This is a genomic window from Variovorax sp. AB1(2024) (assembly GCF_037482385.2).
Lineage (GTDB): Bacteria > Pseudomonadota > Gammaproteobacteria > Burkholderiales > Burkholderiaceae_C > Variovorax.
Map to the genome: position 1 here is coordinate 3,569,945 of NZ_JBBHKP020000001.1, position 12,708 is coordinate 3,582,652.

Consider the following 12,708-nt stretch of genomic DNA (forward strand, 5'->3'; position numbering starts at 1 on the left):
TCGCCCCCAGGCTGCGCGCACTTCGTGTCGCTTCGCCTTCCCCCTACCGGGGGCAACACCTGCGGCCCGGCAAAGCCGGTTCCGCGGTGTTTCTGGAATGGGCTTTGCCGAATGCAGGCGCGGCGGGGTTGATGCACCCATGGTGAGCGGCTCTACCCATATCTCGCCCGGCCGCCGCGCCTGGCTTCGCTTCAAGCGCAACCGGCTCGGTTTCTGGAGCCTGGTGCTCTTCACCATCATGGTGGTGCTGAGCCTGTTCGCCGAGGTGCTGTCGACCGACAAGCCGCTGGTGCTGCGGTACGAAGGCCGCACTTATTTTCCGGTGCTGCGCGACTACTCCGAGAAGACTTTCGGCGGCGACTTCGAGACGCCCGCCGACTACCTCGATCCCTACATCCGCGACCGGATCACCAAGGGCGACAACTGGGCGATCTATGCGCCCAACCCTTACGGCCCGAAGACGCTCAACTACTTTGCCAAGGCGCCCAGTCCGGCAGCCCCGACGGCCGACAACATCTTCGGCACCGACGACCGCGGCCGCGACCTGCTCGCGCAGCTGATCTACGGCTTTCGCGTGAGCGTGCTGTTCGGCCTGGCGCTCACTGCCATCGGCACGGTGCTGGGGGTGGCGGCGGGGGCGGTGCAGGGCTATTTCGCGGGCAAGACCGACCTCGCGTTCCAGCGCTTCATCGAAATCTGGAGCTCGATGCCGGAGCTCTACCTGCTGATCATCTTCAGCGCCATCTTCGCGCCCAGCGTGGCGCTGCTGCTCATCCTGCTGAGCCTGTTCGGCTGGATGGGCCTGGCCGACTATGTACGCGCCGAGTTCCTGCGCAACCGCCAGATGGACTACGTGCGTGCCGCGCGCGCCCTGGGCGTGAGCAACCTGCAGATCATGTGGCGCCACATCCTGCCCAACAGCATGGTGCCGGTCGTCACCTTCCTGCCGTTCCGCATGAGCGCGGCCATCCTGGCGCTGACATCGCTCGATTTCCTCGGCCTCGGGGTGCCGCCGGGCACGCCGTCGCTCGGCGAGTTGCTGAGCCAGGGCAAGGCCAACATCGACGCCTGGTGGATTTCCATTTCCACCTTCGGCGTGCTGGTCGTCACGCTGATGCTGCTGACTTTCATGGGCGACGCGCTGCGCGACGCGCTCGACCCGCGCAAGGCTGACAAGTGATGAGCGAGAACAACAACACCAAAACCGGCCAGCCCCTGATCGACGTGAAGGGCCTGCGCGTCGGGTTCGGCGGCAAGGAAGTGGTGCACGGCATCGACTTCCAGATCGCCACGGGGGAAAAGCTGGCGCTCGTCGGCGAGTCGGGGTCGGGCAAGACCGTCACCGCGCTGTCGCTGCTGCGGCTGGTGCAGAACGCCGACGTGGCCGGCGAGGCGCGGCTCTTCGGCCCGCAGCGCGAGCAAGCGCCGCGCGACCTGTTGTCGATTCCGGAGCGCGAGCTGCGCGGCATCCGCGGCAAGGAGATCGCGATGATCTTCCAGGAGCCGATGACCGCGCTCAACGCGCTCTACAGCGTGGGCGACCAGATTGCCGAGGTGCTCGAGCTGCACGAAGCGTTGTCGGCCCGCGCCGCGCAGGCGGCGGCAGTGCAGCTGCTGGCCGACACCGGCATTCCCGAGCCGGCGCGGCGGGCGAGGGCGTTTCCGCACCAGTTGTCGGGCGGCCAGCGTCAGCGCGCGATGATCGCGATGGCGCTCGCCTGCAAGCCGCGCCTGCTGCTGGCCGACGAACCGACCACGGCACTCGACGTGACGGTGCGCGCGCAGATCCTGGAGCTGCTCGCCGATCTGCAGCGCAAATACGGCATGGCCGTGCTGCTGATCACGCACGACCTGAACCTGGTGCGCCGCTTCGCCGACCGCGTGGTCGTGATGGAGAACGGGCACATCGTCGAGCACGGCGCCGTGGCCCCGGTGTTCGATGCGCCGCAGCACCCCTATACCCGCAAGCTGATCGACAGCCATCCGACGCGCGACGTCGCCGCAGTGGCGGCCAGCCCTGGCGCCTTGCCGGTGCTCGAAGCCAAGGCGCTGCGCGTGATCTATCCGGTGCCTAAGCCCGGCATCGGCGGCTGGTTCAGCAAGGGCGAGTTCGTGGCGGTGCAGGGTGCGGATTTCCGCATCGTGCCGGGCGAGACGCTGGGCGTGGTCGGCGAGTCGGGCTCGGGCAAGTCGACGCTCGCGCTGGCGGCGCTGGGCCTGCTGAAGCACCAGGGAGCGCTGAAGATTGCCGGCAAGGACTGGGCGGTCGACCGCGCGTCCGACCTGCGGTTGCGCCGGGTGATGCAGGTCGTGTTCCAGGACCCGTTCTCGTCGCTGTCGCCCCGCATGACGGTGGAACAGATCGTGGGCGAGGGGCTGCGCGTGCATGCGCCCGAACTTGGCGCCGAGGCGCGCCGGACCCGTGCGCTCGCCGCGCTGGCCGACGTGGGGCTGACCGAATCGCAGTTTCCGTCGCTGCTCGACCGCTATCCGCATGAATTCTCTGGCGGGCAGCGGCAGCGGCTGGCCATTGCGCGGGCGCTGATCGTCGATCCGCAGCTGCTGGTGCTCGACGAGCCGACCAGCGCGCTCGACGTGACGATCCAGAAGCAGGTGCTGGGCCTGTTGCAGCGGCTGCAGCGCGAGCGCGGGCTGAGCTACCTGCTGATCACGCACGACGTGGAGGTGATCCGGGCCATGGCCCATCAGGTCATCGTGATGAAGGACGGAGCCATTCTGGAAAACGGGCCGGTCGAGCGCGTGCTCGACGAGCCCGAGCATCCCTATACAAAAAAACTGGTGGCCGCCGCGCTGCTGGAATAAACGGAGCAAGCAAGAAATGTCGCAAACCGGACGCGACCGGCGCGAGGCCTGGCGCGCGGCGCTGGCCTGCATGGTCACCCTCGCGGTGGCAATGGGCCTGGGACGCTTTGCCTTCACGCCCATGCTGCCCATCATGCTTCACGAGGGAAAGCTGGAGCTGGCGGCCGGCGGGGTGTTGGCGTCGCTCAATTACCTGGGCTATTTCCTGGGCGCGGTCACTTGCGCGGCCATCGGCGTCAAGGCATCGACCATGGTGCGCGGCGGGCTGATCGCCACGGCGCTGCTGCTGATCGGCATGGGCCTGTTGCACAGTTTCACCAGTTGGGGCGTGCTGCGCTGGACCGCGGGGGTGATGAGCGCGTGGGTTTTCGTCTTCGCGTCGGGCTGGGGGTTGCGAAGGCTGGCCGAGACCAATGCGCCCACGTTGGGCGGCGTGATCTACACCGGTCCCGGCATCGGGATCGCGATGACCGGCTTGCTGGGCGGCGCGCTCGGACGGTGGGGCTCCGAGGCCGGGTGGATCGGGCTGGGCCTTCTGGCTTTCGCGCTGATCGCGGTGATCTGGCGGGTTTTCGACGACGGGCAACTGGCGTTGTCCAAAGGCGCCGCGTCGGTTGCTGATTCGGGCGCGACGGCGACGCGTACCGATCGCAGCGATGCGATCTGGCTGGTCTCGCTCTACGGGCTGGCGGGCTTCGGCTACATCATCACGGCCACTTTCCTGCCGGTGATCGCGCGCCAGGCGCTGCCCGGTTCGTCGTGGCCGGACTATTTCTGGCCGCTGTTCGGGCTGGCCGTCATCCCAGGGGCACTGATCGGTGCCCGCGCGCCGACGCATTGGGACAACCGGCTGCTGCTGGCGGTGGCTTACGCATTGCAGGCGCTCGGCGTGGTGCTGTCGGTCGTCTGGCCGACGATCGTCGGGTTCGCCTTCGGCAGCTTGCTGCTGGGCATGCCATTTACCGCCATCACCCTTTTTGCGGTGCGGGAAGCGCGGCGGCTGCGCGGAAACGCGGCGGCAGGGCTGATCGGCTATGCCACGGCGTCTTATGGGGTGGGGCAGATCGTCGGGCCGCTCTTTGCGGCGCCGCTCGCGCAGCGCACCGGTTCTTTCGAGCTGCCATTGCTGGTCGCGGCGGCTGCCCTGGCGCTCGGATCGCTCTTATTTGCGGTGGTCTGGTCCAAATCTCGGCGTCTGGTGGCAGTTTGAGTGGTCGAGGCCCTTCATTTATCACGTGAATAGCATATAATTCGAGGCTCACGACCAAACGGGCGGGTACCAACCGCCCGTTTTTTTTGGTCTATGCATTCTCGAGCTTTTGGCTTTATTCATGCAGGTGGCACCCACGGCGGGCGGGTGACACGGAAACCGATTCTTAAAAAGGCTTTTTCGAACACGTGGCATTGCAGCAAATAGTGGAACAAACCGTAGCCGGTCTGGGCTACGACCTGGTAGAGATCGAGCGCTCCGCCGGGGGATTGCTGCGCGTGACGATTGATTTGCCCTGGACGGCCCCCACCTCCGAAGCTGTGGCTGCCGGCGTGCCCGAGCCTTTCGTGACGGTGGAAGACTGCGAGAAGGTGACCCGCCAGCTGCAGTTCGCGCTGGAGGTCGATGGTGTCGATTACAAGCGGCTCGAGGTGTCCTCGCCGGGTATCGACCGTCCGCTGCGCAATGAGCAGGATTTCGAACGTTTCGTGGGCGAGGTGATCGACATCACGCTCAAGGCGCCCATGGGCGCCGCCGCGGCGGGCCAGGTGTCGGCCAACCGCAAGAAGTTTCGCGGCACGCTGGAGCGTGCTGCAGTGGCAGAGGGCGCTGACGCAGCCGCGGGCTGGCAAATCGTCTGGAGCGAGGCGCCGGAACCCAAGCCGGGTCAAAAAGTGAGCAAGAAGCGCGCGCCTGCACCGTTGCATGCGCTGGGCTTCGTGCTGGACGAGCTGCGCGAGGCGCGGCTCGCGCCCATTGTGGATTTCAAGGGCCGCAAGGCCAAAACCCAACCGGGTTTTTCGGATATTGACGACGGAACGCAAGTTCCGGAATGACAGAGGAGTGGTGGCATGAATCGCGAAATGTTGATGTTGGTGGATGCGATCTCGCGCGAGAAGAACGTCGAGCGTGACGTCGTCTTCGGCGCGGTCGAGTCCGCGCTGGCGCAAGCCACCAAGAAGCTCCATCAGGGCGACGTGGACATCCGCGTCTCGGTCGACCGCGACAGCGGCGACTATGAAACCTTCCGCCGCTGGCACGTCGTCCCGGACGAAGCTGGCCTGCAACTGCCCGACCAGGAAATCCTGCTTTTCGAAGCCAAGGAAGAAATGTCGGACATTGAGGTCGGCGAATACATCGAGGAAGCGGTCGAGTCGGTGCCGATCGGCCGTATCGGCGCCATGGCCGCCAAGCAGGTCATCCTGCAGAAGATCCGCGATGCCGAGCGCGAGATGCTGCTCAACGACTTCATGTCGCGCGGCGACAAGATCTTCGTGGGCACCGTCAAGCGCCTGGACAAGGGCGACATCATCGTCGAGGCCGGCCGTGTCGAAGGCCGCCTGCGCCGCAGCGAGATGATCGCCAAGGAAAACCTGCGCAATGGCGACCGCGTGCGCGCCATGATCATGGAAGTCGACCTGACGCTGCGCGGCGCGCCGATCATCCTGTCGCGCTCCGCTCCCGAGTTCATGGTCGAGCTGTTCCGCCAGGAAGTGCCCGAGATCGAACAGGGCCTGCTCGAAATCAAGAGCTGCGCCCGCGACCCCGGTTCGCGCGCCAAGATCGCCGTGCTCTCGCACGACAAGCGTGTCGACCCGATCGGCACCTGCGTCGGCGTGCGCGGCACCCGCGTGAACGCCGTGACCAACGAGCTCGCCGGCGAGCGTGTCGACATCGTGCTGTGGAGCGAAGACCCGGCCCAGTTCGTGATCGGTGCGCTGGCTCCGGCCAACGTGTCGTCGATCGTGGTGGACGAAGAAAAGCACGCCATGGACGTGGTGGTCGACGAGGAAAACCTCGCCATCGCCATCGGCCGCGGCGGCCAGAACGTGCGCCTGGCTTCCGACCTCACCGGCTGGAAGATCAACATCATGGACGCCAACGAGTCGGCCCAGAAGCAGGCGACCGAGACCGACGCCAGCCGCAAGCTCTTCATGGAGAAGCTCGACGTCGACGAGGAAATCGCCGACATCCTCATCTCCGAAGGCTTCAACAGCCTCGAGGAAGTCGCGTACGTGCCGATTTCCGAAATGCTGGAAATCGAGGCATTCGACGAAGACACCATCAACGAGCTGCGCGCGCGTGCCAAGGATGCGCTGCTGACCATGGAAATCGCCAAGGAAGAGGGCGTCGAGGCCCAGTCGCAGGTGTCCCAGAACCTGCACGACCTCGAAGGGCTCGACCCCGAGCTGATTCCCAAGCTGATCGCAGCGGGTGTGAACACCCGTGACGATCTTGCCGACCTCGCGGTCGATGAACTCACCGAGATCACCGGCCAAAGCGCCGATGACGCCAAAGCCCTCATCTTGAAAGCCCGCGAACATTGGTTCGCCGGCCAAGAGTGACGGTCATGGAGGCACGAAACCAATATGTCCAGTACCACTGTCGCCGAGTTCGCGAACGAGCTCAAGAAGACTCCCGAAACCCTGCTTGACCAGCTCAAGAGCGCAGGCGTGCCCAAAGCGGCCGTCACCGATGCGCTCACCGAGGCTGACAAGCAGCGCCTGCTTGGCCACCTCAAGGCCAGCCACGGCACTGTCGAGCCCGAGCGCAAGAAGATCACGCTGACCAAGAAGTCGACCAGCGAGATCAAGCAGGCCGACGCCACCGGCCGCGCCCGCACCATCCAGGTCGAGGTGCGCAAGAAGCGCACCTTCATCCAGCGCGACGACGGCCATCCGGCTTCGCCCGAGGCTGCGCCACAGGCGGCTGAAGCGCCCGCCGCGGCACCCGCCGCTCCCCGCGTCGACGAGGCCGAACTGGCCCGCCGCGAGGAAGAGGCGCGCCGCCAGGCCGAACTGATCCGCCGCCAGGAAGAAGAACTGGCCGAGAAGCGCCGCCTGCGCGAAGAAGCCGAAGCGCGCGAACGCGAACAGGCCGAGAAGGCCGAGCGCGCCGAGAAGGCCGAGCAGGAAGCTGCGCGCGCCGCCGCCGAGAAGAAGGCCGCCGCCGAGGCAGCCGCTCTCGCCGCCGCCGCCAAGAGCACCCCCGCCAAGCCGGCTGCGCCCGCACCTGCTCCCGCAGTGACGGCAGCGGCCGCCGCGGCAGCCGCCGCCGAGCAGCAGGCTGCCGACACCAAGCTCGCCGCGCAGAACGCCGCCGCGCAAGCCAAGGAAGACGCGAAGGCCAAGGCCGCCGCCGAATCGAAGGCCCGTGCCGACGAAGAAGCCGCTCGTGCCAAGGACCTCGACGAGCGCCGCCGCAAGGCCCTGGCCGAAGCCGAAGCCATTCGCGCCATGATGAACGCACCGGCCCGCGTGCTGGTGCCGCACAAGGCGCCCGAGAAGCCGCAGCCCGAAAAGGCCGCGGTCAAGGGCACGCTGCACAAGCCGGCCACGCCTGCGGCCCGCCCCGGCGCGCCTGCGGCGCCCGGCGCTGCGGCCGCACCCGGCGCAGCAGCCGGTGCCGGCAAGGAAGTCAAGTCCGCCAAGCTCTCTTCGAGCTGGGCCGGCGATCCTGCCAAGAAGAAGGAAATCAAGACCCGCGGCGACGCCAGCGGCGGTGTCGGTCGCGGCAACTGGCGCGGAGGCCCGCGTGGTCGCCGTGGCAACGACCGCGGCGGTCACGACGAGCAGCATGCACCGGCCGCACCGGTCGAGGCGCGCATTCTCGAAGTGCACGTGCCCGAAACCATCACCGTGGCGGAACTCGCCCACAAGATGGCCGTGAAGGCGCAGGAAGTCATCAAGCAGCTGATGAAGCTCGGCCAGATGGCGACCATCAACCAGTCGCTCGACCAGGACACCGCAATGATCCTGGTGGAGGAAATGGGCCACAACGCGGTGGTTGCCGCGCTGGACGATCCCGAAGCCTTCACCGACGAGGACGTGTCGGCGCAAACGGCGGAAGCCCTGCCGCGCGCTCCGGTCGTGACCGTCATGGGCCACGTCGACCACGGCAAGACCTCGCTGCTGGACTACATCCGCCGCGCCAAGGTCGCCGCTGGCGAAGCCGGCGGCATCACGCAGCACATCGGCGCGTACCACGTGCAGACCGAACGCGGCATGGTGTCGTTCCTCGACACCCCGGGTCACGAGGCCTTCACGGCCATGCGTGCCCGCGGTGCGCAGGCCACCGACATCGTGATCCTGGTGGTGGCTGCCGACGACGGCGTCATGCCCCAGACCAAGGAAGCCATCAAGCACGCGAAGGCGGCGGGTGTGCCGATCGTGGTCGCGATCAACAAGATCGACAAGCCCGATGCCAACCTGGACCGCGTCAAGCAGGAACTGGTGGCAGAGGAGGTCGTGCCCGAAGAGTACGGCGGCGACGTTCCGTTCGTCGGCGTGTCGGCCAAGACCGGCCAGGGCATCGACGACCTGCTCGAGCAGGTGCTGCTGCAGGCCGAAGTGCTGGAACTCAAGGCGCCGGTGGATGCCGCCGCCAAGGGCCTCGTCATCGAAGCCCAGCTCGACAAGGGCCGCGGCCCGGTCGCCACCGTGCTGGTTCAGTCCGGCACGCTCAAGACCGGCGACGTGGTGCTGGCCGGCTCCACCTATGGCCGCGTGCGCGCCATGCTGGACGAAGACGGCAAGTCGACCAAGGCCGCCGGCCCGTCGATCCCGGTCGAAATCCAGGGTCTGACCGAAGTGCCGCAGGCGGGCGACGAGTTCATGGTGATGAGCGACGAGCGCCGTGCGCGCGAAATCGCGACCTACCGTGCCGGCAAGTTCCGCAACACCAAGCTGGCGAAGGCGCAAGCCGCGAACCTGCAGAACATGTTCACCGACCTGTCGGCCGGCGAAGTGCAGACGCTGCGCATCATCATCAAGGCCGACGTGCAGGGCTCGCAGGAAGCATTGGCCCAGTCGCTGCTCAAGCTGGCGACCGACGAGGTCAAGGTGCAGATCGTGTATGCCGGCGTGGGTGGTATCAGCGAAAGCGACATCAACCTGGCCATCGCCTCGAAGGCGGTCGTCATCGGCTTCAACGTGCGCGCCGATGCCGGTGCGCGCAAGCTGGCCGAAGGCAATGGCATCCAGCTGAACTACTACAGCATCATTTACGACGCCGTGGACGAGATCAAGGTCGCGATGTCGGGCATGCTGGCACCGGAGCGCCGCGAGGAAATCATCGGCTCGGCCGAGATCCGCACGGTGTTCGTGGCCTCGAAGATCGGTACCGTCGCGGGTTCGTACATCACCTCGGGCTCGGTCAACCGCAGTGCGCATTTCCGCCTGCTGCGCGACAACGTGGTGGTCTACACCGGCGAAATCGACTCGCTCAAGCGTCTCAAGGACGATGTGCGCGAAGTCCGCGAAGGTTTTGAGTGCGGTATCAAGCTCAAGAACTACAACGACATCAAAGAGGGCGATCAGCTCGAATTCTTCGAGATCAAGGAAATCGCCCGGACGCTGTAAGCGTTCGACGCGAGAGAGTCCATGCCGAAAAGAAAAGCCGCCGCCCCCAACCGCGCGTTCAAGGTCGCCGACCAGATCCAGCGTGATCTGACGGAGCTGATCGCGCGCGAGTTGAAGGACCCGCGCGTGGGCATGGTCACGATCCAGGCGGTCGAGGTGACGCCCGACTATGCGCATGCGAAGGTCTTCTTCAGCATGCTCACGGGCGACGTGACCGAGACCACCGAAGCGCTGAACCAGGCCGCGGGCTTCCTGCGCAACGGCCTGTTCAAGCGCCTGCATATCCACACCGTGCCCACGCTGCACTTCCTGTTCGACCGCACCACCGAGCGTGCGGCCGACATGAACGCGCTCATCGCGCAGGCCGTCGCTTCGCGCTCGAAAGACGACTAGCCATGAACGCGCCACGCACACGGGTGCAGCGGCGCCCTGTGCATGGGGTGTTGTTGCTCGACAAGCCGCTGGGACTCTCCAGCAACCAGGCCTTGCAGAAGGCCAAGTGGTTGCTGCGCGCGGAAAAAGCGGGCCACACCGGCACGCTCGATCCGCTCGCGACGGGCGTCCTGCCGCTGTGCTTTGGCGCGGCCACCAAATTCAGCCAGCTCCACCTGGACGCTGACAAGACCTACGAGGCCACGGCCCGCCTTGGCGTTAAAACCGCGACCGGCGACGCCGAGGGAGAAGTCATCGCCGAGCGGCCCGTGCACGTCACGCCGGAAGACCTGGCGCGCGTCCAGGCGCAGTTCACCGGCGCGATCCGGCAGGTGCCGCCGATGCACAGCGCGCTCAAGAAGGACGGCAAGGCGCTGTACGAATACGCCCGCGAGGGCGTCGAAGTGGAGCGGGCGCCGCGCGACGTGGTGATCCACAAGCTCGACATCGGCGTGGCCGGCGCGGTGGGCGACAACCTCATCCGCATCCGTGCCACCGTCAGCAAGGGCACCTACATCCGCACCCTCGGCGAGGACATCGGCGAGGCACTGGGTTGCGGCGCGCACCTGACTTCGCTGCGCCGCGTCGCCACCGGCGATTTCGTCGAGGCGCAGTGCGTCACGCTCGAGGCGCTGGAGGCCATGGACGAAGACGAGCGGCTGGCGCGGCTCCTGCCCGCCGAGGCGCTGGTGGACGGCCACAGCCGCGTCACGCTTGGCGCGGAAGATGCTGCACGCTTTCTTTCGGGCCTGCGCCGCCGTGGCAGCTGGGCCGATGCGGGCGAGGTGGCCGTTTTCGGCGCCGAGCCTGCCGCCTTTCTCGGAACCGCCCATGTCACCGGCGGCGAACTGATTCCGGGGCGCTTGCTGAACCCCATCGAAATCCAGCAAATTCTTTTGAACGCACAACAGACCGAAGCGACACCATGAGTACCAAGCAAATTCGCAATATCGCCATCATTGCCCACGTGGACCATGGCAAGACCACCATGGTCGACCAACTGCTGCGCCAGTCGGGCACCTTCGCCGAGCACGAGAAGGTGGTCGACACGGTGATGGACAACAACGCGATCGAAAAAGAACGCGGCATCACCATCCTGGCCAAGAACTGCGCCGTGACCTGGCAGGGCACGCACATCAACATCGTCGACACCCCGGGCCACGCGGACTTCGGCGGCGAGGTGGAACGCGCGCTGTCGATGGTCGACGGCGTGGTGCTGCTGATCGACGCCCAGGAAGGCCCGATGCCGCAGACGCGCTTCGTGACCAAGAAGGCGCTGGCCCTCGGCCTGAAGCCCATCCTGGTGGTGAACAAGGTCGACAAGCCCGGCGCCAACCCCGACAAGGTGGTCAACGCCGCCTTCGACCTGTTCGACAAGCTCGGCGCGACCGACGAGCAGCTCGACTTCCCGGTGGTGTACGCCTCGGGCATCAACGGCTGGTCGTCGCTCGAAGAGGGCGCGCCCGGCGAGCAGTGGGGCCCCGACATGTCGGCCCTGTTCGACACCATCCTGAAGCACGTGCCGTCGCAAAAGGGTGACCCCGCCGCGCCGCTGCAGCTGCAGATTTCGGCTCTCGACTTCTCGACCTTCGTCGGCCGCATCGGCGTGGGCCGCATCAGCCAGGGCACGATCAAGCCCATGACGGACGTCGTGGTCATGGAAGGTCCGGACGGCAAGTCCATCAAGGGCCGCGTCAACCAGGTGCTGACGTTCCAGGGCCTGGACCGCGTGCAGGCCACGGAAGCCGGCCCCGGCGAAATCGTGCTGATCAACGGCATCGCCGACATCGGCATCGGCGTGACCATCACCGACCCGGCCAACCCGGCACCGCTGCCGATGCTGAAGGTCGACGAGCCCACGCTGACGATGAACTTCTGCGTGAACACCAGCCCGCTGGCCGGCCGCGAAGGCAAGTACGTCACCAGCCGCCAGATCTGGGACCGCCTGCAGAAGGAACTGCAGCACAACGTGGCCCTGCGCGTGAACGAGACCGACGAGGAAGGCGTGTTCGAGGTCATGGGCCGCGGCGAACTGCACCTGACCATCCTGCTGGAGAACATGCGCCGCGAAGGCTATGAAATGGCCGTGTCGAAGCCGCGCGTGGTGTTCCGCACCATCGACGGCGAGAAGCACGAGCCGATCGAGCTGGTTACGGCCGACATCGAGGAACAGCACCAGGGCGGCGTGATGCAGGCACTGGGCGAGCGCAAGGGCGAGCTCGTCAACATGGAACCGGACGGCCGTGGCCGCGTGCGCCTGGAATACCGCATTCCGGCGCGTGGCCTGATCGGCTTCACCAACGAATTCCTGAACCTGACGCGCGGCTCGGGCCTCATCAGCAACATCTTCGACAGCTACGAGCCGCACAAGGGCGACATCGGCGGCCGCAAGAACGGCGTGCTGATCTCGATGGACGACGGTGAAATCTTCACCTACGCGCTGGGCAAGCTGGACGACCGCGGCCGCATGTTCGTGCGTGCCAACGACCCGGTGTACGAAGGCATGATCGTCGGCATCCACAGCCGCGACAACGACCTGGTGGTGAACGCCACGCGTACCAAGCAGCTGACCAACTTCCGCGTGAGCGGCAAGGAAGACGCGATCAAGATCACGCCGCCGATCGAACTCACGCTCGAATACGGCGTGGAATTCATCGAGGACGACGAGCTGGTCGAAATCACGCCCAAGAGCGTTCGCTTGCGCAAGCGCTTCCTGAAGGAACACGAGCGCAAGCGCGCCGGCCGCGACACGTCGCAAGGCTGATCGACCGCGTGCGCCTTGCCGCGTGCCCTGGTGCGCGGCGAGGCATGCTCCCCGAAATCACCATCCGGTGCGGCTTCTTCGTGAAGTTGTCACCGCTGGTGATTTTTGCCGTCCGGGGC

General features: G+C 66.3%; 9 protein-coding genes. All 9 read left to right on the plus strand.

Annotated elements, in window-relative coordinates:
* Window positions 1–142: 142 nt before the first annotated feature.
* The 9 genes from WIX39_RS16700 (at window position 143) to typA (ending at window position 12,589) form a co-directional block, all read left to right on the plus strand.
* Window positions 143–1,180, plus strand: a complete 1,038-nt coding sequence (locus WIX39_RS16700) for an ABC transporter permease (RefSeq protein ID WP_409195419.1) — start codon at window positions 143–145, stop codon at window positions 1,178–1,180.
* Window positions 1,180–2,823, plus strand: coding sequence for an ABC transporter ATP-binding protein (locus WIX39_RS16705; protein ID WP_106934612.1), 1,644 nt, complete (start codon window positions 1,180–1,182; stop codon window positions 2,821–2,823). The genes WIX39_RS16700 and WIX39_RS16705 overlap by 1 nt, the downstream gene beginning before the upstream one ends.
* Window positions 2,824–2,839: 16 nt before the next feature.
* The gene (locus WIX39_RS16710; protein ID WP_106934611.1) at window positions 2,840–4,033 is read left to right on the plus strand and encodes a YbfB/YjiJ family MFS transporter; all 1,194 of its coding nucleotides are present in this window, start codon (window positions 2,840–2,842) and stop codon (window positions 4,031–4,033) included.
* Between the two features lie 188 nt (window positions 4,034–4,221).
* Window positions 4,222–4,869, plus strand: a complete 648-nt coding sequence (rimP, locus tag WIX39_RS16715; protein ID WP_106934610.1) for a ribosome maturation factor RimP — start codon at window positions 4,222–4,224, stop codon at window positions 4,867–4,869.
* 15 nt (window positions 4,870–4,884) lie between these two features.
* On the plus strand, window positions 4,885–6,378 hold the full coding sequence (gene nusA, locus WIX39_RS16720; protein ID WP_081270551.1) for a transcription termination factor NusA: 1,494 nt from the start codon (window positions 4,885–4,887) through the stop codon (window positions 6,376–6,378).
* Between the two features lie 24 nt (window positions 6,379–6,402).
* Window positions 6,403–9,393, plus strand: coding sequence for a translation initiation factor IF-2 (gene infB, locus WIX39_RS16725; RefSeq protein ID WP_106934609.1), 2,991 nt, complete (start codon window positions 6,403–6,405; stop codon window positions 9,391–9,393).
* A gap of 21 nt (window positions 9,394–9,414) precedes the next feature.
* Complete coding sequence (gene rbfA, locus WIX39_RS16730) at window positions 9,415–9,786, plus strand: 30S ribosome-binding factor RbfA (protein ID WP_081270552.1); 372 nt, start codon at window positions 9,415–9,417, stop codon at window positions 9,784–9,786.
* A gap of 2 nt (window positions 9,787–9,788) precedes the next feature.
* Window positions 9,789–10,754 (plus strand): tRNA pseudouridine(55) synthase TruB, encoded by a 966-nt coding sequence (truB, locus tag WIX39_RS16735; protein ID WP_106934608.1) that lies wholly within the window; start codon window positions 9,789–9,791, stop codon window positions 10,752–10,754.
* Window positions 10,751–12,589, plus strand: coding sequence for a translational GTPase TypA (gene typA, locus WIX39_RS16740; protein WP_081270554.1), 1,839 nt, complete (start codon window positions 10,751–10,753; stop codon window positions 12,587–12,589). The genes truB and typA overlap by 4 nt, the downstream gene beginning before the upstream one ends.
* The last annotated feature ends 119 nt before the right edge of the window (window positions 12,590–12,708 follow it).